This window comes from Brevundimonas aurifodinae (assembly GCF_040195595.1).
Classification (GTDB): Bacteria; Pseudomonadota; Alphaproteobacteria; order Caulobacterales; family Caulobacteraceae; genus Brevundimonas; species Brevundimonas aurifodinae.
Genome location: NZ_JBEGDD010000001.1, coordinates 373,055 through 393,561 on the forward strand (window position 1 = coordinate 373,055; position 20,507 = coordinate 393,561).

22 protein-coding genes are annotated in these 20,507 nt (G+C 69.9%); 12 read left to right on the forward strand and 10 right to left on the reverse strand.

The genetic code is table 11. The annotated features are described in order from the left end of the window. Nucleotides 1–19: 19 nt before the first annotated feature. The 4 genes from ABN401_RS01895 to ABN401_RS01910 form a co-directional block, all read right to left on the reverse strand. A complete protein-coding gene (locus ABN401_RS01895; protein WP_349683119.1) occupies nucleotides 20–499 on the reverse strand; it encodes a hypothetical protein in 480 nt (159 codons plus the stop codon). Between the two features lie 149 nt (nucleotides 500–648). Beyond that, nucleotides 649–1,185: a hypothetical protein gene (locus ABN401_RS01900; protein WP_349683120.1), complete on the reverse strand. Its 537-nt coding sequence runs from the start codon at nucleotides 1,183–1,185 to the stop codon at nucleotides 649–651. A gap of 31 nt (nucleotides 1,186–1,216) precedes the next feature. Then, nucleotides 1,217–2,191, reverse strand: a complete 975-nt coding sequence (locus tag ABN401_RS01905) for a transglutaminase-like cysteine peptidase (protein ID WP_349683121.1) — start codon at nucleotides 2,189–2,191, stop codon at nucleotides 1,217–1,219. Between the two features lie 119 nt (nucleotides 2,192–2,310). Beyond that, the gene (locus ABN401_RS01910; RefSeq protein WP_349683122.1) at nucleotides 2,311–2,787 is read right to left on the reverse strand and encodes an Lrp/AsnC family transcriptional regulator; all 477 of its coding nucleotides are present in this window, start codon (nucleotides 2,785–2,787) and stop codon (nucleotides 2,311–2,313) included. A gap of 119 nt (nucleotides 2,788–2,906) precedes the next feature. Here ABN401_RS01910 and ald point away from each other — a divergent pair, with 119 nt between their 5' ends. The 3 genes from ald to tldD all read left to right on the forward strand — a co-directional run bounded on the left by ald (nucleotide 2,907) and on the right by tldD (nucleotide 6,009). Then, complete coding sequence (gene ald / locus ABN401_RS01915) at nucleotides 2,907–4,025, forward strand: alanine dehydrogenase (RefSeq protein ID WP_349683123.1); 1,119 nt, start codon at nucleotides 2,907–2,909, stop codon at nucleotides 4,023–4,025. Between the two features lie 73 nt (nucleotides 4,026–4,098). Further along, a complete protein-coding gene (locus tag ABN401_RS01920) occupies nucleotides 4,099–4,500 on the forward strand; it encodes a metallopeptidase family protein (protein WP_349683124.1) in 402 nt (133 codons plus the stop codon). Nucleotides 4,501–4,578: 78 nt separating this feature from the next. Next, the gene (tldD, locus tag ABN401_RS01925; protein WP_349683125.1) at nucleotides 4,579–6,009 is read left to right on the forward strand and encodes a metalloprotease TldD; all 1,431 of its coding nucleotides are present in this window, start codon (nucleotides 4,579–4,581) and stop codon (nucleotides 6,007–6,009) included. 4 nt (nucleotides 6,010–6,013) lie between these two features. Here tldD and ABN401_RS01930 read toward each other — a convergent pair whose 3' ends face one another. The 3 genes from ABN401_RS01930 to ABN401_RS01940 form a co-directional block, all read right to left on the reverse strand. Next, nucleotides 6,014–6,955: a TraB/GumN family protein gene (locus ABN401_RS01930; RefSeq protein ID WP_349683126.1), complete on the reverse strand. Its 942-nt coding sequence runs from the start codon at nucleotides 6,953–6,955 to the stop codon at nucleotides 6,014–6,016. Between the two features lie 81 nt (nucleotides 6,956–7,036). Beyond that, nucleotides 7,037–7,480, reverse strand: a complete 444-nt coding sequence (locus ABN401_RS01935) for a DoxX family protein (protein WP_349683127.1) — start codon at nucleotides 7,478–7,480, stop codon at nucleotides 7,037–7,039. Between the two features lie 291 nt (nucleotides 7,481–7,771). After that, complete coding sequence (locus ABN401_RS01940) at nucleotides 7,772–9,220, reverse strand: protein adenylyltransferase SelO (RefSeq protein WP_349683128.1); 1,449 nt, start codon at nucleotides 9,218–9,220, stop codon at nucleotides 7,772–7,774. A gap of 211 nt (nucleotides 9,221–9,431) precedes the next feature. On the opposite strand from ABN401_RS01940, the gene nhaA reads away from it, so the two are divergent. The 7 genes from nhaA (at nucleotide 9,432) to ABN401_RS01975 (ending at nucleotide 17,511) form a co-directional block, all read left to right on the forward strand. Beyond that, nucleotides 9,432–10,634, forward strand: coding sequence for a Na+/H+ antiporter NhaA (gene nhaA / locus ABN401_RS01945; RefSeq protein ID WP_349683129.1), 1,203 nt, complete (start codon nucleotides 9,432–9,434; stop codon nucleotides 10,632–10,634). Between the two features lie 242 nt (nucleotides 10,635–10,876). Beyond that, complete coding sequence (locus tag ABN401_RS01950; RefSeq protein ID WP_349683130.1) at nucleotides 10,877–13,471, forward strand: TonB-dependent receptor; 2,595 nt, start codon at nucleotides 10,877–10,879, stop codon at nucleotides 13,469–13,471. Nucleotides 13,472–13,613: 142 nt separating this feature from the next. Beyond that, the gene (locus tag ABN401_RS01955) at nucleotides 13,614–14,009 is read left to right on the forward strand and encodes a BLUF domain-containing protein (RefSeq protein ID WP_349683131.1); all 396 of its coding nucleotides are present in this window, start codon (nucleotides 13,614–13,616) and stop codon (nucleotides 14,007–14,009) included. A gap of 58 nt (nucleotides 14,010–14,067) precedes the next feature. Continuing rightward, a complete protein-coding gene (gene cuyA, locus ABN401_RS01960; protein WP_349683132.1) occupies nucleotides 14,068–15,069 on the forward strand; it encodes a D-cysteate sulfo-lyase in 1,002 nt (333 codons plus the stop codon). Beyond that, entirely contained in the window at nucleotides 15,066–15,731 is a 666-nt protein-coding gene (gene cuyB, locus ABN401_RS01965; protein WP_349683133.1) for a cysteate racemase, read from the forward strand. Before cuyA ends, cuyB begins: the two co-directional genes overlap by 4 nt. Further along, complete coding sequence (locus ABN401_RS01970; protein WP_349683134.1) at nucleotides 15,728–16,666, forward strand: nucleoside hydrolase; 939 nt, start codon at nucleotides 15,728–15,730, stop codon at nucleotides 16,664–16,666. Before cuyB ends, ABN401_RS01970 begins: the two co-directional genes overlap by 4 nt. Next, a complete protein-coding gene (locus ABN401_RS01975) occupies nucleotides 16,663–17,511 on the forward strand; it encodes a ribokinase (protein ID WP_349683135.1) in 849 nt (282 codons plus the stop codon). The genes ABN401_RS01970 and ABN401_RS01975 overlap by 4 nt, the downstream gene beginning before the upstream one ends. Here the strand turns inward: ABN401_RS01975 and ABN401_RS01980 are convergent. Beyond that, a complete protein-coding gene (locus tag ABN401_RS01980; protein ID WP_349683136.1) occupies nucleotides 17,508–18,017 on the reverse strand; it encodes a DUF1993 domain-containing protein in 510 nt (169 codons plus the stop codon). The two genes, ABN401_RS01975 and ABN401_RS01980, sit on opposite strands and share 4 nt — an antisense overlap. A gap of 75 nt (nucleotides 18,018–18,092) precedes the next feature. Continuing rightward, on the reverse strand, nucleotides 18,093–19,226 hold the full coding sequence (locus ABN401_RS01985) for a zinc-dependent alcohol dehydrogenase family protein (RefSeq protein WP_349683137.1): 1,134 nt from the start codon (nucleotides 19,224–19,226) through the stop codon (nucleotides 18,093–18,095). Between the two features lie 205 nt (nucleotides 19,227–19,431). On the opposite strand from ABN401_RS01985, the gene ABN401_RS01990 reads away from it, so the two are divergent. Both ABN401_RS01990 and ABN401_RS01995 read left to right on the forward strand, forming a co-directional pair. Further along, nucleotides 19,432–19,869: an acyl-CoA thioesterase gene (locus ABN401_RS01990; protein WP_349683138.1), complete on the forward strand. Its 438-nt coding sequence runs from the start codon at nucleotides 19,432–19,434 to the stop codon at nucleotides 19,867–19,869. Between the two features lie 97 nt (nucleotides 19,870–19,966). Beyond that, nucleotides 19,967–20,293 carry a hypothetical protein gene (locus ABN401_RS01995; RefSeq protein WP_349683139.1) on the forward strand — a complete coding sequence of 109 codons (327 nt, stop codon included), beginning with the start codon at nucleotides 19,967–19,969 and terminating at the stop codon, nucleotides 20,291–20,293. A gap of 10 nt (nucleotides 20,294–20,303) precedes the next feature. Here the strand turns inward: ABN401_RS01995 and ABN401_RS02000 are convergent, their stop codons facing one another. After that, nucleotides 20,304–20,492: a hypothetical protein gene (locus tag ABN401_RS02000; RefSeq protein WP_349683140.1), complete on the reverse strand. Its 189-nt coding sequence runs from the start codon at nucleotides 20,490–20,492 to the stop codon at nucleotides 20,304–20,306. Nucleotides 20,493–20,507 lie beyond the last annotated feature (15 nt).

Genomic DNA, 20,507 nt, shown 5'->3' on the forward strand with positions numbered 1-20,507 from the left:
AAAAAAAGAGAAAGGCGGTCTAGGTCGCCGGACGATAGTCCGAGCCACCGCCGCCACCGCCGCCCGCCGAACCGGACGCTCCGATCGGAGCCCCACCGCTCTGGCCACCCGAGGCCGGCGCGCCGCTGGTGCCCGAGTTCGCGCTGCTCTGGATGGACGACACCGCCGACGCAGCCGCAGGCGACAGCTGGCCGGACGCCGCCAGCGAAGCCTGGGCGTTGGAGACGGCCTGAAGCCCGACGGCCGGGCTGATGCCGTTGGCGGCGAGAGCCGTCGCGATCGCGCTCTGAATGTAGGCGGCGGCCGCGTCGCCCGTCAGGCCGGCGGCGGCGGCTTCATTCTGGGCCTGAACGATGGCGGCCTCGACGATGGCCGTGGCGGCTTCGACGGTGTCCTGGGCCGCCGACACGGCCGCGGACGCGGCGATGGGCGCGGCAGCCAGCGCCAGACCGGCAAGCGCGGCATGGCATGCGAACGCGATGAGCTTGGTCTTGAACATGGCTAGATCCCCTAATCCAGGCGCTTTAATACACGGGTAACCCTTCAAACAAAATACATAGGTATGTGAAATCGGCGAGCGCCGCGCGGAAGGGCTGTGCTGTGGCCCATTCGCAACCCTCGCCCGAAGGCCGGGACCGCGTGTGGCGTCTAGAGCGGCTCGGGAACCATGAGATCAAGGGCCCACCGGCCCGCGGGATCGCGGACCTGGTCTCGAACGGTTTCGACGATGGCCGGCCGGGTCGCGGCGGTCATGCGCAGCTCGGCCAGAACCTGGCGGCGCAGATCCGGCGTCAGTCGCCCCCACAGGTCGAAAGCGAACCGCAGCCGCCAGGCCGTGACCTCGGGGCCATAGGGGGCGGCGACATAACTCCGGTCCAGGGCGTCGCGCGCGGCCTCCATGTCGTCCTGTTCGGCGGCGATCCAGGCGAGCCGGGCCCAGGCGACCGAGTCCAGCGGTCGTTCGGCGAGCACGGCGAGGGTCTGTGCGCGGATCTCCGGCAGATCGACCGGCGTCGCGGTCGCGGCCCTGGCGGCGCGGGCCTCGCTGACGGACGCCAGGCGCGGCAGGTCGGCCACCCAAGACCCCGGCCAGGTCAGGGGCGCCGCGAGCGCGAGGCCCCCGGCCACCGTGAACACCCCCAAGGCGACGGCGGGCCCGTGACGGACAAGCGCGGATTTCGGCATCGACGGCGTTCCCCGGATCGCGAGGTCCGCACTAGAGGGCGACGCTGACCCAGTCAAACGGCCGACCCGGGGCCTGGCGCTCGCGCCAGCGATAGTTGACGCGATCCCAGCGCGAGACCCACGGCGACAGACTGTCGAGCACATATTCGCCCTGGTCGGAAGCCAGCAGCAGGACGGCGTGGCTCTCGCCCCATGCGGTCTCGACAATGGCGATCGACAGGGCCTCGGCCGGCACGCCGGCCGCGATCAGGCCTGCGCGCTTGGCCAGGACATAGTCTTCGCAGTCGCCCTGGGCCTGGTCGCCGGTCGGGAGTGTCCAGTGATCCTCGCGGCCATACAGCCGCGCGTCGGAGGCGTTGCGGATGCCCCGGTTCATGCGGCGGTTGACGCCGTTGACGAGCCGCCATCCGGCGCGATCCAGGGCGAAGGTGGCGGGAGCGACCTCGGCGACCGGGGGGGCGGCCAGAGCGAGGTCGGGGGAGATCGTAATCGCATCCCCGGCTGCGGCGGCTTCGGGGGACATCGCGGAGCCTGCCACCTCGACCGCTGTCGTGGCGACCATCTCGACCGACGGCGCGCCGTCCAGGGCGGGCGCTGTCTCAGGCGAAGGGGCGTCGAGCGGCAGCGCCGCGTCCAGGGGGTAGAGGCGGGGCACGGGCAGGACCAGCCTGAAGTCGACCACCGCAGGCGGGGCGACCGTGAAGGCGGCAGGAGAGATCGCGGCGGGACCCGCTCGCCGGGGGACGGCAGCCTGCCAGAAGCGGCGGTTGGCCTCGGCGCGAAGCGCGCGGCCATCGGGGACGGGGCCGATGGACGGGCACTGGTCGGGAGCCCGCTCGCACAGGTCGAGGAAACCCTCGGGCGCCGGCGCGGCGCGGCCCAGAGGCATGACGGCACCGGGCGCGGAGGCCGTCTGGGCCACGGCGGCCGTCGCCCCGCAGGCGACGCCCAGCGCCGACGCGAGAACGATCGCCTCGAATTTTCCTGGTCGCCTTTTGCGGACCATGACAGCTCCTCGAAGTTGAGGAGATCATGCACGCCAACCGCTAAGGTCGGTTCACCAGGCACGGTTTCCGCGAGCTTGAGAAGCAGGGTTGTCAGGGCGTTAAGACCGGCCGCTCGGCCTCACACCGGCAGGGCCCCGCGCTTGACCACCGTGCGCATCGCCACGCTGGAAGACACCCGCGTCACGCCGGGGATGGTGGTCAGGGCGCGGGCATGAACCCGCTCCAGGTCGTCGACGTCGCGCACCACCAGCCGCAGCAGATAGTCCGAGCCGCCGGTCATCAGATAGCATTCGACCACCTCGGGCACGCCGGCGATGGCGGTCTCGAACGCGGTCAGGGCGCTCTCGGCCTGGGACGACAGGGTCACGGTGACGAAGACGCTGATCGGCAGGCCCACGGCACGCTCGTTGATGACGGCGGCATAGCGGCTGATGACGCCGGCTCCTTCGAGGGCCCGGAGGCGGCGCAGGCAGGCGCTCTCGGACAGGGCGACCTGTTTGGCCAGGTCCGCGTTGGTCATGCGGCCGTCGACCTGGAGCAGGCGAAGCATCTTTCTGTCGGTGGCGTCCAAGGCGACGGCGGAAACGGTCTTCATGGACGGTCCGGATGCAGGATTCTGCGACTTTACGCCGATCACTCGCGGAAAAGAACAGGAACCTGCGATCCGCCCGGCGCTATTTTCCCGCCAAACCCTGAGAGAGGCGAGGAAACCCCATGCGCGTCGGCGTCCCGAGAGAGATCAAGAAGAACGAACATCGCGTCGGTCTGACGCCCACGGCGGTCCGGGAGTACGTCGCCCACGGCCACACGGTCGGGGTGCAGACGGGCGCGGGCCTGGGGGCGGGCTTCACCGACGACGACTACATCCGGGCGGGGGCCGCGATCGTCGCCGACGCCCCGACGGTGTTCGCGACCTCGGACATGATCGTGAAGGTCAAGGAGCCGCAGAAGGTCGAGTGGGAGATGCTGCGCGAGGACCAGATCCTCTACACCTATCTGCACCTGGCCCCCGATCCGGAGCAGACGAAGGGCCTGATGGCGTCGAAATGCGCCGCGATCGCCTATGAGACGGTGACCGACGCGCGGGGCGGCCTGCCGCTGCTGGCCCCCATGTCCGAGGTCGCGGGGCGGATCGCGGTCTTCTCCGCGGCCGAGACCCTGCTGAAGCACAACGGCGGCATGGGCCTGCTGTTCTGCGGCGTGCCGGGCGTGGCGCCCGCGCGGGTGCTGGTCCTGGGGGGCGGGGTCGTGGGGCTGAACGCCGCGCGCATGGCCATGGGGCTGGGCGCCGAGGTGGTGGTGCTGGAGCGGTCCATCCCTCGGATGGCCTGGATCGACGAGGTCACCAGCGGCCGGGTCATCACCCGCTATTCCTCGATCGGCGCGATCGACGAGGAGGTGGTCAAGGCCGACGTGGTCATCGGCGCGGTCCTGGTGCCCGGCGCCGAGGCCCCCAAGCTGATCAAGAAGGCGCACCTGAAGCGGATGAAGCCGGGTTCGGTGCTGGTCGACGTCGCCATCGACCAGGGCGGCTGTTTCGAGACCAGCCACGCCACGACCCACGAGGACCCGACCTATACCGTCGACGGGGTGGTGCATTACTGCGTCGCCAACATGCCGGGCGCCGCGCCGCGGACCAGCTCCGAGGCGCTGAACAACGCAACCCTGCCGTTCGGCCTGGCTTTGGCCGACCACGGGCTGGAGGCGCTGAGGAAGGACCCGCATCTGGCGCGGGGGCTGAACGTCCTGCGCGGCGAGATCACCTATCCGGCGGTGGCCGAAGCCATGGGGCTTGCATGGTCCGATCCGTTCGGCGTCTGGGCGCGCGCCTGACGGCCTTGTCCGGCAGGCGGACAAGGCGGGGGTAAGGCTTGCGGGGCGGGCGGGAGCCGTCGATATCCCGCCCATGACAGACACCGACCCCGTCGCCCCCTCGCTCGACGACTTCGCCCGGCTGGCCCGACGGGCCTTCGACGCCCTGCCCGAACCGTTCCGGGCGGCGGCGGGGGAGGTCGTCATCCGCGTCGACGACTTTCCCGACGACGAGACCCTGGCCGCGTTCGGCATGGAAGATCCGTTCGAGCTGACGGGTCTGTATCAGGGTCACCCGATCGGCGACCGCGACGCCATGGGGCCGGCGCGGGAGCCCAGCCGCGTCTTCCTGTATCGCCGCCCCATCCTGGACGAATGGTGCGAGCGGGGCGACGTGGGCCTGTATGAGATCATCGCCCACGTCCTGATCCACGAGATCGGCCACCACCTGGGCCTCGACGACGACGACATCGACGCCATCGAGGGTGCGGACTGACGCGCTGCTCCTTCTCCCACGAGGGGAGAAGGGACCTGACGTAGTGACGCCGACCCTCCGCCTCCCTATCTTCGCTCCATGACCGTCCACGTTCCCCCGCCGCCCCTGCTCGAAACTTCCGGCGTCGATCCGTCAGAAGCCCTCTCCATCCTCCAGGCCGCGCTGCACGGCGCCGACGACGGGGAGCTGTTCCTGGAACGCTCCGAGCTGGAATCGCTCGTCTTCGACGACGGGCGGCTGAAGTCCGCCGCCTATGACGCCAACGAGGGCTTCGGCCTGCGCGTCGTCGCCGGAGAGACCGCCGGCTACGCCCACGCCAATGAAATCAGCGCCGCCGCCTTCCGCCGCGCCGCCGACGCCTCGGCCCTGGCCAAGTCCAGCCATGCCGGCGTCGCCGCCGAGGGGCCCCGGGCCACCAACCAGCGGCTTTACGAGCCTGTCGATCCGCTCGCCTCGCCCGCCTTCTCCGACAAGATCGCCCTGTTGCAGGAGATCGACGCTTTCGCCCGCGCCCGCGATCCGCGCGTCGTCCAGGTCTCGGCGACCCTGGTGGGCGAGCGCCGGGCCGTCGAGATCCTTCGGGCCGACGCCCTGACCGTGCGTGACGTGCGGCCTCTGGTGCGCCTCAACATCTCGGTCACCGTCGAGCGCGACGGCCGTCGCGAGAGCGCCTCGACCGGGGCGGGTGGCCGGGCCGGTTTCGAGACCTGGATCGCCCCCGCCCGCTGGCAGGCCCAGGTCGACGAGGCCATCCGCCAGGCCCTGGTCAACCTCGACGCCGTCGACTGCCCGGCCGGAGAGATGGACGTGGTGCTGGCCGCCGGCTGGCCCGGGGTCCTGCTGCACGAGGCGATCGGCCACGGCTTCGAGGGCGACTTTCACCGAAAGGGCTCGTCGGTCTTCACCGGCATGATGGGCAAGCGGGTGGCCGCGCCGGGCGTCACCATCGTCGACGACGGTTCGATCGCCGGGCGGCGCGGATCCCTGACGGTGGACGACGAGGGCACGCCCACCAGCCGGACGGTGCTGATCGAGGACGGCATCATGGTCGGGCTGATGCACGACCGGCAGTCGGCGCGGCTGATGGGCCAGGCCGCGACCGGAAACGGCCGTCGCCAGTCCTTCGCCCATATGCCCATGCCGCGCATGACCAACACCTTCATGGAGAATGGCGACGCGTCGCGCGCCGACATGATCGCCTCGACCAGGCGTGGGCTCTACGCGGCCAACTTCGGCGGCGGCCAGGTCGACATCGCCAACGGCAAGTTCGTCTTCCAGTGCACCGAGGCCTATCTGATCGAGGACGGAAGGATCACCGCCCCCGTGCGCGGCGCGACCCTGATCGGCGACGGCGCCACGGCCCTGACCAGGATCGAAATGGTCGGCAACGACTTCGAATTCGACCCCGGTGTCGGCGTCTGCGGCAAGGCGGGGCAGGGGGTCCCGGTCGGTATCGGCCAGCCCTCGCTGAAGATGGGCGGGCTGACGGTCGGCGGAACGGCGGTCTGACGGATCAGTCCGTTCGCCACTCGGGCCCGACGATCTCGAACCCCTCGGCCTCCAGGCCGTCCAGCACGCCCCCGGGCTCGGCCAGCAGCCGGAGCGGCGCGACGGCCAGGGTCACGCCGGGCTGGTCGATCGCGGCGGACAGCGCCGTCAGCCACTGGCCGCGCAGCTGCGGCCCGATCTCCGGATCGCCCCAAGGCCAGCACTGGCCCAGTGCTGTGTCCAGCGGATTGTCGATCACCGCCGGCACGCGCCGCGCCCGCCAGTCCTCGGCGCGGAAGACGAAGCCCTCCGGCCCTGCCTCCGCCGCCCCGACCCCGGCCGTGACACAGGGCGCATAGGTGCCCGGCGGCTGGGTCAGCAGATTGTCCACGATCTCGTCGCCGCGTACGAAGCCCACCGCCTCGCCCGGCACCCGCGCCCGTCGCGCCGCCGCCCGCACGGCGTCCTCGGCGTCGCGCCCGCCCCGGCGAAAGCCCGCCTTGTCGTTCATCAACTCAAAGCCGAGCAGGAAGAAACCCCGCGTACGCCAGCCTTCGTTGCGCTCATCGGCCATCACGGCTTCCAGCCGCGCCTGGACGGCCGGCTCCAGATAGTCGGCGCTGGTCGTCCCTTCGGGCAGGGTGGCGACGCTGCGCCCCCGCCAGACCAGCCGGATGATGTCGGCCGGCGAGACCCGGCTTTCGGGCGGGTACAGGATCCGGTCGGCCCGCTCCGTTGCCGCTTCCAGCCCGGTCGGGCTCCATTCGAAGTCGCGCGGCAGGCCGCGGATGTTGCCGACCAGGATCAGCGACCGGTCGCCCCGGCTGACCTCCCAGATCGGCACCTGGGCCTGACGCGCGATGACGATGACGTCCTCGACCCGGTCCACCTCGGATTGCTGGGCGAGCACCGGACCGGACGACATCGCGGCCAGGGCGAAGAGCGCGGCGAGCGATCTGAGGCGCATGAAACACTCCCGACGCCGGTCATCCGGCTGTCAAGGACGCTTGTCCAGGACTGTGGCGCAAGCGTGGCCGTTTTCGTGGCGTCAGTGGGGGCTTCGGCGGCCCAGCAGGATCGGGATCGTCATGGCCAGCAGGACCGCATTGGTCAGCGCCAGACCGAGGTCCAGCGTCGCCGCATGGAGCGTCAGCATGATCGTCTGCAAGCCCAGCAACCCCGCCGCCGAGATCAGCAGCGGCCATCGGCCGAGGCTCCAGGACGCCAGCGGGGCGAGCAGGCCCAGCGCCAGAACGATCTCGACCAGGCCCAGGCCTCGCGCCAGGCTCTCGCTGGCATAGGCGGGCCAGGTCATCAGGGCGATCAGATTGTCCATCGGCTCGCTCACCTTGGCGTAGCCGGCCGCGAGAAAGAACATCGCCACCCAGCCCTGGAGCGTCCAGAGCGCCAGGTTGCGATAGTTGGCGCGCAGCCGCAGTTGCGCAGGCGTCAGGGGCCGGCGGGTGCCGGGCGTCAGGGTGGTGGACATCATGCGATCTCGAGTGTGCCCCGGGGAGAGGGCTATTGTTTTTGTAACAGACACTAGATCAGATCGAGGGTCTGCCCGTTCAAGGGGTATGGCAGAGTTTGATGAGCATGTCATCAGCTGAAGACATCAATTGATGACATCGACCGATGACAACCTGTTTCATGTCCGCGACCGCCCGTGGGAACGGTCTGCAGGAACTACGGAGCTGAAGCGTGGTGGTATGCATACGAACTCGTGATCCCGGCGGGTGCGGCGTCGATGGAGAGACGCGTCAGCTCTGGTGAAATCGACAGATCAGCCCCGGGCCTGTCTCAGCGTCTCGATCCGATCCAGCTTCGCCTCGAACGGACCCCAGTCGTCGGACGCGTCAATCGCCGCCCAGATCGCCTCGACTTCGTCGATCAGCAGGTCCTCGGGCGGGCCGGCGAAGACGGGGTGCTCCAGCCGCTCGGGCCGATCGGGCCCGTGCTCGAACAGGGCGAAGCGGAAGGCGTCGAACGTCTCGCCCTGATAGAGCCGCGCGCGCGGACCGGCCAGGGCCCGCGCCGAGGATGAGAAGCCAGTGAACCAGTCGTGAAAGACCGGCTCCCATCCCAGGGCCTCGTCCCCCTCGCGCAGCAGGGCCAGGGTCGCGTCCAGCAGCCGCTGATCGGAGGCCTCGCCCAGGCTCTTGACCCCCAAACGCTCCAGGAAGGCCGCGCGCAGTTCGCGGATGTAGGCGGGGCCGAACCCGTTCAGCGCCTCGGTCAGCGGCTCGGCCTCGGCGACCAGCTTCAGGCAGCCGGCCAGCTGCGTCAGGTTCCAGAACACCGCCTCGGGCTGGCGCGCGAAAGCATACAGACCCGAGTGGTCGAAATAGGCGGCCGTGAAGCCGGGATCGTAGCCCGGCAGGAACCGCCAGGGCCCATAGTCGAAGCTCTCGCCGGTGACGTTCAGATTGTCGGTGTTCAGCACCCCATGGACGAAGCCCGCCGCGATCCAGCGCGCGGTCAGACGCGCCGAGGCGTCGACGATGGCCGCCAACAGGCCGGGCGCGTCGCCGGGCGCGACGGCCGGGTGGTAGAGGGCGCGAACATGCTCGACCAGGGTCTCGACCTGGTCCGCGCGGCCGAAGAAGGCGGCGCGCTGGAAGGTGCCGAAACGGACGTGGCTGTGCTGGAGCCGGACCAGCACTGCCGACCGCGCAGGCGAGGGCTCGTCGCCGCGTTCCAGCGCCTCGCCCGTCTCGATCAGGCTCAGCGCCCGGCTGGTCGGCACGCCGCGCGCCTCCAGCATCGCGGCGGCCAGGACTTCCCGCACGCCGCCCTTCAGCGTCAGGCGACCGTCGCCCGCGCGAGACCAGGGCGTGGTCCCCGAGCCTTTCGTTCCCAGGTCCATCAACCGACCGGATTGGGCGCTACCGCTCGCGACGCGGTCGCTCGCGGCTTGAGCGCGAGGCGTCTCGCGCATCTGCGCCGCCAGGAAGCCGCGCCCGTCTCCAAGATCGGGGTTGTAGGCGCGGAACTGATGGCCGTGATACCGCATGGCGATCGGACCGGGCTGACCGGGCAGGGGCTCGAAGCGGCCGAAGTGAGCGATCCATTCCGCCTCGCTCAGGGCGTCCAGGCCGACGCTCGCCGCCGCCCGATGGTTGCGGAACCTCAGCCGTGTCTCGGGGAAAGCCGCCGGCCGCACCGCGTCGCCGAACCCGGGGCCCAGGTCGAAGAAGGCGGGCTCGGGACGATAGTCGGGGCTGACGGGCATGGTCGCCAGATGCGGTCTGGCCGCGCGATAAGCAACCGCCGCCGCGACGAACAGTTGAACCCGGCGCAGCGCCGGGTATTGTCACGCTCAGAGATCAGGTTGGGCCAATGCCCTGCCAGGCCGCGCCGCGCCTCCCCGCAGCGAATTCGGTCCGGCGTCCGTCGATAACCGGACGCCACGTCGTAGACCCCCATCCGATCGGAGGCCCGCCGTGGCGAAAAAACTGACGCTCGACTTTCTCAAGACAGAGGCCGCCTCGGGCGCGTTCCTGGGCCTTGCGGCGATTGCCGCCCTGATCGTGGCCAACTCGGCCCTGTCCGAGACCTATTTCTATTGGCTCAAGAGCGAGCACGCCTTTCAGGCGGGGCCCCTCAGTCTGACGCTCTCGGTCTCGGAGTGGATCAAGGAAGGCCTGATGGCCATCTTCTTCCTCGTCGTCGGCCTGGAGATAAAATACGAGATCCGCCGCGGCGAACTGAGCGATCCGAAGAAGCTGGCGACCCCGGTCATCGCGGCGCTGGGCGGCATGCTGGCCCCGGCGGGGGTCTATCTGGCGCTGAGCGGCCCCTTGGGTGGACCGGCCGGGGGCTGGCCCATTCCGCTGGCGACCGACATCGCCTTCGCCCTGGCGATCTTCGCCCTGGTGGGGCGCGGTCTGCCCTCGTCACTGCGGGTGTTCCTGCTGACGCTGGCGATCGTCGACGACCTCGGCGCCATCGCCTTGATCGCGGTCCTGTTCAGCGCGGGCGTGGATTGGGTGCCCCTGGCCTGGGCGGCCGGGCTGCTCGCCGTGCTCTCGATCGCCTCGCGCCGTCGCATCGCCGCACCCCTTTGGGTCATGGCCTTCGCCGTGGTCTGGTGGCTCAGCGTCAGCGCGGGCCTGTCCACGTCTCTCGCGGCGGTCGCCTTCGCCGCCGTCGTGCCGGTTTCTCCGCGCGCGGAGGACGCGCAGAGCCCCCTCAAGGAGGCGATGCACGACCTTCACCCCTATGTGGCCTATCTGATCCTGCCGCTGTTCGCCTTCGCCAAGGCGGGCGTTTCCTTCGCGGGGCTGTCGCTCGACCAGCTGCTGGCTCCGCTGGTCCTCAGTATCGCGGCGGGTCTCTTCTTCGGAAAGCAGATCGGCGTCCTCGGCGCCGCCTGGCTGACGTCGGCGCTGCGGCTCGGGGCCCGGCCCAGCCAGTCGACCTGGCTTCAGCTTTACGGTGTCGCGCTGTTGTGCGGGGTCGGCTTCACCATGAGTCTCTTCATCGGGGCCCTGGCCTTCCCCGGCGCGATCGATTCACCCGCGCAGGTTCAGGTGAAGCTCGGGGTCTTGATGGGATCCGTGCTCTCCGGCGTCCTCGGTGCCGTGGTCTTGGCGATCGCGTCGAGCAAACGTCGGGCGACCGGCGGCGTGAGCAGCGATTACTGACCGCCGCCTCGTGAATATTGACCTTAGGTCATCCCGGTTTGTCGCTTTTGCGTCACACACAGTGCCGGGGCGGGGCTGAAACATGGCGTGAACGGCCGCGACTGCTTGTCGCTGTGCCCGGCTTGCACTAGGCAAAACCTTCGAGAATCCGCCGCTCCGCAAGAAGGGCGCGGGTCTGGGAATCAGGAAACGCCGCGACCCGCCCCGGAAGGGCGTGTCCGGCCATGAGCCGGGAGCCGTCCATGCGTCTTGTCAATCTTCTCCGCAGCACCGCGTCCGCGAGCGCCGTGGCCGCCGTCGCCTTCGGCTTCGCCGGGGCCGCCCAGGCCCAGGATGGTCAGGCGTCGAGCGTCGACGACATCATCGTCACCGCCCAGAAGCGCGAGCAGAGCCTGCAGGACGTGCCGATCGTGGTCACCAGCCTGTCGGCCGAAGTGCTGCAGGACGCCGGCGTCCGCGACATCAAGGACCTGCAGATCCTGACGCCCGGCCTGACGGTCACCTCGACCACCACCGAGGCCTCGACCACCGCCCGTATCCGTGGCGTCGGCACGGTCGGTGACAACCCCGGCCTGGAAAGCTCGGTCGGTATCGTGATCGACGGCGTCTATCGCTCGCGCAACGGCGTCGGCTTCGGCGACCTGGGCGAACTGTCCCGGATCGAGGTTCTGAAGGGACCGCAAGGCACCCTGTTCGGCAAGAACACCTCGGCCGGCGTCATCAACATCATCACCGAGGCTCCGTCGTTCACTCCGGAAGTCAACGCCGAGATCACCGGCGGAAACTATGGTCACTTCGGCATCTCCGGATCGGCCACGGGCCCGATCAACGATACGGTCGCCTTCCGCCTCTATGCCGCGACGCGCCAGCGCGACGGCTTCTATGACGTCAACACAGGCGACGGCCCGCGCACCCGCACCGACGACGCCAACCAGGACTTCTACACCCTGCGCGGCCAGCTGCTGGTCCTGCCGAGCGACACCGCCTCGGTCCGCCTGATCGCCGACTACTCCCGCCGCGAAGAGTACTGCTGCGTCGGCGTCCAGGTTCGCACCGGCCCGACCTATCCCTTCATCGACGCCCAGTCGAACGGCACCGGCCAGCGTCCCCCGGCCGCAGGCTTCGGCTTCCTGCCCTTCTCGCGCACGGCCTTCGCCAACCGCGAGACCGATCAAGAGATCGAGGATATGGGTCTGTCGGCCGAGGCCAACATCGACCTCGACCTGTTCGGCGGCTCGACCCTGACGTCGATCTCGTCGTGGCGCTCGTGGGAGACCGTGAACGGCCAGGACTCCGACTTCACCGGCGCCGATATCGCCTACCGCCTGCCCAACGACGACTTCTATTCCCGCGTCCGCAACATCACCCAGGAGTTCCGCCTGGCCGGCGCGACGGACACCTGGGACTGGCTGGTCGGCGTGTTCGCCACGCGTGAGAACGTCAGCCGCGGCGACACCTTCTTCCTCGGCGCCGACTATGCCCCGGTCCTGTCCTTCCAGCTCTCGGCGGCCCTGAACGCCGCGGTCCCGGCCTTCCCGGTCAGCCCCGGCATCATCCCCTGCTTCACCCGGACCGCCCAGACGGCGCTGGGGCTGCAGCAGTGCCTCGGCACCGGCGGCGCTGTGATGGGCGGCGGTCCGACGTTCACGCCCGGACAGACGTTCGAGGATCGCTACTCGCAGCGCTCGGACTCGATCGCCCTGTTCACCAACAACACCTGGAGCCTGACCGAGCAGTTCGATATCACGCTGGGCCTGCGTTACACCTACGACTCCAAGCGTCTGCTGGGCGTGCAGTCGAACCTCGGCGCCAACCAGCTGACCTGCGCCGCCGCCCTGGGCAACGCCGCCGTCATCACCGGCGTCCTCGGCGCGAGCGCGCCGGCGATCCTGGCCCGCCACTGCCTGCCCTGGACCAACCCGTTCTACAACAACCGCGGCGTCAGCGAGAGCGTGAACGACAGCAACCTGTCGGGCACGATCAAGGCCGCCTACCGGTTCAACGAGTCGGTTCTGGTCTATGGCTCGTATGCGCGCGGCTACAAGAGCTTCGGCTACAATCAGGATCGCGTGCAGAACGGCATCACGCCGGTCGCCTCGCTGTTCTTCCCGTCTGAAGAGGTCGACAGCTACGAGCTCGGCATCAAGACCACCTTGTTCAACCGCTCGATGCTGCTGAACGCGACCTATTTCGACCAGACCTTCACCGACTTCCAGCTCAACACCTTCCTCGGCACCGCCTTCGTGGTGGAATCGATCCCCGAGCTGACGTCGCGTGGCGTGGACGCCGACTTCCTGTGGTTCACCCCGATCGAGGGCCTGACCCTGGGCGGCGGCGTGACCTACACCGATGCCGAATACGGCCGCTTCACCGCCGCCGATCTGGCCATCCCGGGCAACTTCCCCGGCATCTCGCTGCTTCCGGGAGCGACGCCGTCGTTCGCGCCCGAGTGGTCCTACGTCGGCTCGATCAACTTCAACCGGTCGATCGGCAATGGGCTGGAGTTCGGCTTCTCGCTGTCGGGCAAATACATGACCGATTACAACACCGGCTCCGACCTGCTGCCGTTCAAGGAGCAAGAAGGTTTCGGCACCCTGAACGGGCGCATCTCGATCGGCGCGGAAGACGAGCGCTGGACCCTGGAAGCCTGGGCCCAGAACCTGACCGACGAGGAGTACACCCAGGTGGCCTACAACGGCTTCCTCCAGGGCGGCGGCTTCGCCTCGACCCAGCAGCCCGACGGCTCCTTCTATAATCCGGCGACGGACACGCAGACCATCGACGCCTTCCTGGGCGCGCCACGCACCTACGGCGTGACCCTGCGTCTGAAATACTGATCCCGGCGAGAGCCGGACCCAATGAACCGGCCGGGGGCGACCCCGGCCGGTTTCTTTTCGCGATGGCCTCAGGCGGGTTTGACAGGCTGGGACGACTCACCGGCCACATGCCGCCAGTCTGTTTCGCGTACCGGAGACCCGCATGCCCCGACTTCACCGCGTGCTCTACGAAAGCACCGCCACGGGCAGCACCGACAGCCTTCTGAATGTCGCGACAATCCTGGGCCAGTCGCAGCGGAACAACAGCCAGACCAACTTGACCGGTGCCCTGGTCGCCCACCGCGGCAGGTTCATCCAGGTCATCGAGGGTCCGGCCGAGGCGATCGACGCCCTGCTGGACCGTCTGCGCGTCGATCCCCGTCACAAGGACCTGCGTGTGATCGATCGCGCCCTGGTGGAGCAAAGAAGCTTCGACAGCTGGTCCATGGCCAGCGCCCGCGTGACGCCCGAGGTCGAGCCCCTGCTGGACCGCATCGTCGACCGGCTGGATACCTCTGTCGCCGAGACGGTCGAGGCGCTTCGCGCGGCCACGGCCTGACCTCGCTCGCGCGTCCGCCGGACGGGTGTTAGGGAGCGGGCGAACGAAAGGCCGTCCCATGCATCTCGCCCGCTTTCCCCGCGTCCGTCTCGCCCATCTGCCCACGCCACTGGAGCCCCTGCCGCGCCTGTCCGAGGCGCTGGGGATCGACCTGTGGATCAAGCGCGACGACTGCACGGGCCTGGCCGGGGGCGGCAACAAGACGCGAAAGCTGGAATTCCTGCTCGGCGACGCCTTCGAGCATGACGCCGACACCCTGGTGACCCAGGGCGCGGTCCAGTCCAACCACGTCCGCCAGACCGCCGCCGCCGCCGCCGCCCACGGCCTGAAGTGCGAGGTCATCCTGGAGGAGCGGACGGGATCGAGGGCCATCGACTACACCCGCAACGGCAATGTGCTGCTGGACCATCTGTTCGGCGCGAGCGTGCGCTCCGTGCCCGGCGGGTCCGACATGCCGGCCGAGCTGGAGAAGACCGCCGCCGAGGTCCGCGCGCGCGGCGGCCGGCCCTATGTCATCCCGGGCGGGGGCTCCAATCCGATCGGCGCGCTCGGCTATGTCGACTGCGCGCGCGAGATCGTGGTTCAGGCCGACGAGCTGGACCTGGCCGTCGATCGCATCGTGACCGCCACGGGCAGCGCCGGCACCCACGCGGGCCTGGTGGCGGGGCTGGCGGTCATGGGGGCGGACATCCCGGTGCTCGGCATCGGCGTGCGCGCGCCGAAGGAGAAACAGGAGGCCAATGTCCTAAAGCTGGCCGAAGAGACCGCGACCCTGCTCGGCCGTCCGGGCTGCATCACGCCCGGCATGGTGGTGGCAGACTGCGACTATGTCGGCGCGGGCTACGGCCTGATCGACCAGGGCGTGGCCGACGCCCTGATGCTGGCGGCCCGCACCGACGGCATCGTGCTGGACCCGGTCTATTCCGCCAAGGCGATGAAGGGGCTGATCGCCCTGGCGCGCGCCGGGCGGTTCGAGGGCGAGCGGGTCGTGTTCCTGCACACCGGCGGGGCCCAGGGCCTGTTCGGCTATCAGGGCGAACTGGAGCCGATGTTCGCATGAGCAAGATCCTGGGTGTTCTCGGCGGCATGGGGCCGGCGGCGACGGTGGCGTTTCTGGCGCGGGTCCAGGCCCTGACGCCGGCGCAAGGCGACGCCGATCACATTCGCGTCGTGATGGACCTGAACCCCCAGGTCCCCGATCGCAACACCCGGCCGGGCGAGGCCGAGGCCGAGCTGGAGGCCATGGCGCTGAGGCTCAAGGCGGCGGGGGCCCAGGTCCTGGCCATGCCCTGCAACACCGCCCATGGGCAGAAGGCGGGAATCGAGGCGGCCGGATTGCCCTTCATCGACATGATCGCCGAGACGGTCGCTACGGCCCGGGCCACGGGGGCGCGGCGCATCGGGGTCCTGGCCACGCCGGGCGGGGAGGCCCTGTATCGCCGGGCGCTGGAGGTGGCGGGACTGGAGCCCGTGGTGATGCAGAGCGAGGCGCGCGACGGCTTCATGGCCTGCGTCTATGGCGTCAAGCGCGGCGACACCGGGACGGAGCAGAGGGCCGCCATGCGAGGGCTCGGCGAGGGGCTGATCGCGGCCGGGGCCCAGGCGGTGATCGCGGGGTGCACCGAGGTGCCGCTGCTGCTGGCCGCCGAAGATTTGGCTGAGCCCCTGGTCGATTCCGCCGAGGTGCTGGCCGCCGCCTGCGTCAGGGCCTGCCTGGCGTGACGCGACGGGGCCTGATCATCGATTGCGATCCGGGCGTGGACGACGCGGTCGGTCTGTTGCTGGCCTTCGGGTCGCCGGAACTGGATCTGCTGGCCATCACGACGGTCGCCGGCAATGTCTCGCTGGAACGGACGACCCGCAACGCCCGGATCCTTCGGCAGATCGCCGGGCGCGAGGACGTGCCGGTGTTCGCCGGGGTTGATCGACCCTTGCGACGCCCTCGCGCCGAGGCGGCCGAGTTTCACGGTGCCGAGGGCCTGGGCGGACTGGAGACCTTCGAGCCGGACGCGCCGGCCGAGCCGGGCGGGGCGGTGGAGGCGATCGTGGAGCGGGTCATCGCCCGACCACCCGGCGCCGTCGCCGTCGCCGTCATGGGGCCGATGACCAATCTGGCGCTGGCGCTCCGGGCCGAGCCCCGGCTGGCGGAGCGACTGGGGCCGGTGGTCGTCATGGGCGGGGCGCGGTCGGAGGGGGGCAACATCACGCCGTCCGCCGAGTTCAACATCTGGGCCGACCCCGAGGCGGCCGCCGAGGTTTTCGCCGCCGGGTGCCGGGTGACGGCCCTCGGGCTGGACGCCACCCACCAGGTCCGGGGGACCGGGGCGCGGATCGCCGCGATCGAGGCTCAGCCCGGCAACTGCGCGCAGACCACGGCGTCGCTGCTGCGGTTCTCGCAGGACGTCGAGCGGCGCATCGTCGGCTGGGAATGGGCCCCGCTGCACGACCCCTGTACGGTCGCCTGGCTGCTGCGCCCCGACCTGTTCCGGGCCGTGCCCTGCCGGATCGCGGTGGAGACCGAGAGCGACCTGACCCGGGGCCACACCGCCGTGGAGTTCCGGGTCGAGGCCTCGGCGGCGTGTCACCACTGGGTGGTGGAGGCGAACGCCGCGGGCGTCTTCGACCTGATCGCCCAGAGGTTGGGAACCCTGCCATGACGCGCCTCACCGTCATCGGCTCGATCAATCTGGACATCGTCGCCACCGCGCCGCGTCTGCCGCTCGCGGGCGAGACGGTGACGGGCGCGGCCCTCGCCCGGCATCCCGGCGGCAAGGGGGCGAACCAGGCACTGGCGGCCGCGAGGCTGGGGGCCACGGTGTCCCTGATCGGCAGGGTCGGGGCCGACGCCATGGCGGACGAGGCGCTGGCGTCGCTCCGGGCCGGGGCGGTCGACCTGACCGGGGTGCGCGTCGACCGCGAGCGTGCGACCGGCGTGGCCCTGATCGCCGTCGATCCGACGGGCGAGAACCAGATCGTGGTCGCGGCCGGAGCCAATCACGGCATGGGCGTCGGCGATCTGCCCGCGCGGATCGAGGGGCCCCTGATCCTGCAACTGGAGCTGCCGGTCGCCGTGGTCGAGGCGGCGGCGGCCCGGGCCGAGGGGTTCGTCGCGGTGAACCTGGCCCCCGCCGCGCCGGTGTCGGAGGCCCTGCTGGGCCGGGCCGACCTGCTGATCGTCAACGAGGGCGAGGCGGCCTTCTATGGAGACGCCCTGCATGCCGGTGGCGGCCGGGTCGTCGTCACCCTGGGCGCGGCGGGGGCGGTGATGTTTGAGAAGGGGCGCGAGGTCGCTCGCGCAGCCCCGCCGCGGGTCGAGGTCGTCGATGCGACCGGGGCCGGGGATGCCTTTGTCGGCGCGATCGTCGTGGCCCTGCGGGAGAGACTGGCACCGGACGCCGCCCTGGCCTTCGCCTGCGCGGCCGGAGCCCTGGCGGCCACCCGGCCCGGGGCCCAGCCGTCGCTGCCGAGCCGGGCCGAAGTCGAAGCGTTGCTCCTCGGCTAGACCCGCTCGCCCATGTAATCCCGCTTGCCCACGGGCACGCCTGCTCCGCGCAGAAGGATGTAGGCCGTCGTCACATGGAAATAGAAGTTCGGGATGGCGAACCCGGTGACATAGGGCTGGCCCAGGAATTTCATCTCGCCGCCGGGGAAGGTCAGGGTCACCTCCCGGGCTTCCTGCCCGTCGATCGCCTCGCGCGGGACCGAGGCGATGTAGCCCAGGGTGTCGGCGATTCGCGTCTGAAGCTCAGCGATCGTGGCCTCGGAATCGTCGTTCACCGGGGCGGCGATCCCGGACAGCCGGGCGATGCACAGCTTGGGGCTGTCGCAGGCGGTCTGCACCTGTTTGATCAGGGGGTTCATGTCGTCGATGACGCGAAGCGCCAGATAGGTCTCCGGATCGACGCCCTGGGTCGCGGCATGGGCGACGGCCTTGTCCAGCAAGGCCGACAGGGCGCGCAGGCCCCGGGTGAAGGGCACGACCGTCAGGTCATAGAGTTCGGTGGCCATGGGAGTCTCCGTTTGACGCTGGGGTGGGGGTAGGCCTCCGCCGACGGCCTGTCACGGTCCGGGACGTCGCGTTCGTCAGAAGGTCACGACCAGCCGGACCACCTCGCCGGCGTGCAACCGGTCGAAGCCCGTGTTGATGTCCTCCAGTGGAATGGTCCCGCTCATCAGCCGGTCGACGGGCAGCCGGCCCTGACGATAGAGGGCGATATAGCGGGGGATGTCACGGCTGGGCACGCAGGTGCCAATGTAGGATCCCTTCAGCGTCCGCTCCTCGCCGACCAGGGAGACGACGTTGACGGCCAGGGCGGCGTCCGGCGGCGGCAGTCCGGCGGTGACGGTCAGGCCGCCCCGCCGCGTCATCTTCCATGCGGCCTCCAGCGCCCGCACCGATCCCGCCATCTCCACGGCGACGTCCGCGCCGCCCCCGGTCAGGGCACGGACCTGATCGACAGCGCCGGGGTCGGCGGCGTTGACGGTGTGGACGGGCCCCAGCGTCCGGGCCAGCGCCAGCTTGTCCTCCGACAGATCGACCGCCACGACCGGCGACGCGCCACAGGCCAGGGCCCCCAGGACGCTGGCCAGTCCCACGCCGCCCAGCCCGACCACGACAACGCTCTGGCCCGCGCGGACCCCGGCGGTGTTCACCACGGCCCCGACCCCGGTCAGGACCGCGCAGCCGAACAGCGCCGCCTCTTCGAATGACAGGTCCGGGTCGACCTTCACCAAGGAGCGTCGCGACACCACGGCGCGTTCGGCGAAGGCCGAGCAGCCGAGGTGGTGGTTCACGGCCTCGCCTTCCCGGTGGATGCGTCGGCCGCCCGACAGGAGCTCGCCCTTGCCATTGGCCGCCGCGCCCGGCTCGCACAGGGCAGGGCGACCGTCAGCGCACGGGCTGCAATGCCCGCAGGACGGCATGAAGACCATGGCGACAGGATCGCCGAGCGCCAGATCGGACACGCCCTCGCCCAGCGCCTCGACGACCCCGGCCGCTTCATGGCCCAGGGCCATCGGCAGGGGGCGCGGGCGGTCGCCGTTGATGACGCTGAGGTCCGAATGGCAAAGGCCCGCCGCCTTGATCGCGACCAGGACCTCGCCCGGACCCGGCGGGTCCAGGGTCACCGTCTCGATCGCCAGCGGTCGGCTCTCGGCATAGGGCCGGGGCGAACCCGAGGCCCGGAGGATGGCGGCGCGAGCGGTGATCGGCGGCATGACGGTCCTCTTCGTGACCCAGCGATCGCGACGCGGTCGCTCGCAACTCGGGCGCGGATAGTTCGACGAACCCTCGATAGGCGCTTGACGCGACGGAGGCCAAGACCGAGCGTTAGACCCAGGCGCACCCGGAGGCGCTGGAGGAACCCGCGCTCAAGCAGCGAGGCGCCGCGCGCCGAGCGTTGGCGCCAGAAGAAGGACCACCATGGCCGGCACGATCGAACGCACCCACCGCAATGACTACCGCCGCTTTCAGGCGATCTCGACGCGCTGGATGGACAACGACGTCTACGGACATGTGAACAACGTCGTCTATTATTCCTTCTTCGACACGGCTGTGAACCGGTTGCTCGTGGTCTCGGGTCAGTTGGACATCCATCACGGCAAGGTCATCGGTCTGGTCGCCGAGACAGGCTGCCGGTACTTCTCGCCGACGGCCTTTCCGGACGAGATCGAGGCGGGGGTGCGGGTCGCGCATGTCGGCACGTCGTCGGTCCGCTACGAGATCGGCCTGTTCAAGAAGAACGAAGACGAGGCCGCGGCGGTCGGCTTCTTCGTCCACGTCTATGTGGACCGGGGGAGCAACCGGCCCGTGCCGCTCAGTGACGGGATGCGCGGCTTTCTGGACTCTCTGAGGACCTGACGAGGCAGCGCGGCGAAACACGTTCTTGACAGAAAGATTGCCAAACTTTCATGTAGGCCGGATTGTTACGTCCTCGTAACCCTTGTGAGGCCTCCCCATGATCCCCTCCCTGACTCGCTTGGCGCTCTGCGTGGCCCTGACCGCGCCGATCCTGACGACCGCGCCCGTGGCGGCCGCGCCGGTCTCTGCGACCGAAATGCCGCAATCCATCGCCGAACGCGCGCGTGAGCGTTCGGCCGAGCGCGCCCGGCGTCAGCGCCAGATCGAGAACGCCCGCCTGGACGCCGAGTTCGAACGCGAGGAGCAGGAAGCGGCTCGCCTCGCCGAAGAGCAGGCCCGCGCTGCCCAGGCCACTCAGGCCAACGGTTCGACGACCACGACCGAGACCCCGGCCCAGGCCTCCGCGACGGTCACGCCGCAATAGGCACCTCGCGTCAGTCGTCCATATAGCCCAGCAGCGCCAGCGCGCCGACGGCGGTCAGGACACCCAGGGTGAAGGCGGCGACGATCGATCCGGTCGCGACGGCGGTCGAGACGGTGACGGGGCGCGCGGCGTACCACTCGACGATTTCGGCGTCGTTGTCCTCGGTGGCGTCTTCGTAATAGTCGTCGGCGGCGGACATGATGCGGCTCCGTGA

Coding starts and splice junctions, on each gene's coding strand:
- ABN401_RS01920 (WP_349683124.1), top strand. CDS start 4,099: ATGACAGACACCGACCCCGTCGCCCCCTCGCTCGACGACTTCGCCCGG.
- ABN401_RS01975 (WP_349683135.1), top strand. CDS start 16,663: ATGACGCGCCTCACCGTCATCGGCTCGATCAATCTGGACATCGTCGCC.
- ABN401_RS01955 (WP_349683131.1), top strand. CDS start 13,614: ATGCCCCGACTTCACCGCGTGCTCTACGAAAGCACCGCCACGGGCAGC.
- ABN401_RS01900 (WP_349683120.1), bottom strand. CDS start 1,185: ATGCCGAAATCCGCGCTTGTCCGTCACGGGCCCGCCGTCGCCTTGGGG.
- ABN401_RS01910 (WP_349683122.1), bottom strand. CDS start 2,787: ATGAAGACCGTTTCCGCCGTCGCCTTGGACGCCACCGACAGAAAGATG.
- ABN401_RS01930 (WP_349683126.1), bottom strand. CDS start 6,955: ATGCGCCTCAGATCGCTCGCCGCGCTCTTCGCCCTGGCCGCGATGTCG.
- cuyA (WP_349683132.1), top strand. CDS start 14,068: ATGCATCTCGCCCGCTTTCCCCGCGTCCGTCTCGCCCATCTGCCCACG.
- ald (WP_349683123.1), top strand. CDS start 2,907: ATGCGCGTCGGCGTCCCGAGAGAGATCAAGAAGAACGAACATCGCGTC.
- ABN401_RS01940 (WP_349683128.1), bottom strand. CDS start 9,220: ATGCCCGTCAGCCCCGACTATCGTCCCGAGCCCGCCTTCTTCGACCTG.
- ABN401_RS01995 (WP_349683139.1), top strand. CDS start 19,967: ATGATCCCCTCCCTGACTCGCTTGGCGCTCTGCGTGGCCCTGACCGCG.
- cuyB (WP_349683133.1), top strand. CDS start 15,066: ATGAGCAAGATCCTGGGTGTTCTCGGCGGCATGGGGCCGGCGGCGACG.
- ABN401_RS01905 (WP_349683121.1), bottom strand. CDS start 2,191: ATGGTCCGCAAAAGGCGACCAGGAAAATTCGAGGCGATCGTTCTCGCG.
- ABN401_RS01980 (WP_349683136.1), bottom strand. CDS start 18,017: ATGGCCACCGAACTCTATGACCTGACGGTCGTGCCCTTCACCCGGGGC.
- ABN401_RS01990 (WP_349683138.1), top strand. CDS start 19,432: ATGGCCGGCACGATCGAACGCACCCACCGCAATGACTACCGCCGCTTT.
- tldD (WP_349683125.1), top strand. CDS start 4,579: ATGACCGTCCACGTTCCCCCGCCGCCCCTGCTCGAAACTTCCGGCGTC.
- ABN401_RS01895 (WP_349683119.1), bottom strand. CDS start 499: ATGTTCAAGACCAAGCTCATCGCGTTCGCATGCCATGCCGCGCTTGCC.
- ABN401_RS01935 (WP_349683127.1), bottom strand. CDS start 7,480: ATGATGTCCACCACCCTGACGCCCGGCACCCGCCGGCCCCTGACGCCT.
- ABN401_RS01950 (WP_349683130.1), top strand. CDS start 10,877: ATGCGTCTTGTCAATCTTCTCCGCAGCACCGCGTCCGCGAGCGCCGTG.
- ABN401_RS02000 (WP_349683140.1), bottom strand. CDS start 20,492: ATGTCCGCCGCCGACGACTATTACGAAGACGCCACCGAGGACAACGAC.
- ABN401_RS01985 (WP_349683137.1), bottom strand. CDS start 19,226: ATGCCGCCGATCACCGCTCGCGCCGCCATCCTCCGGGCCTCGGGTTCG.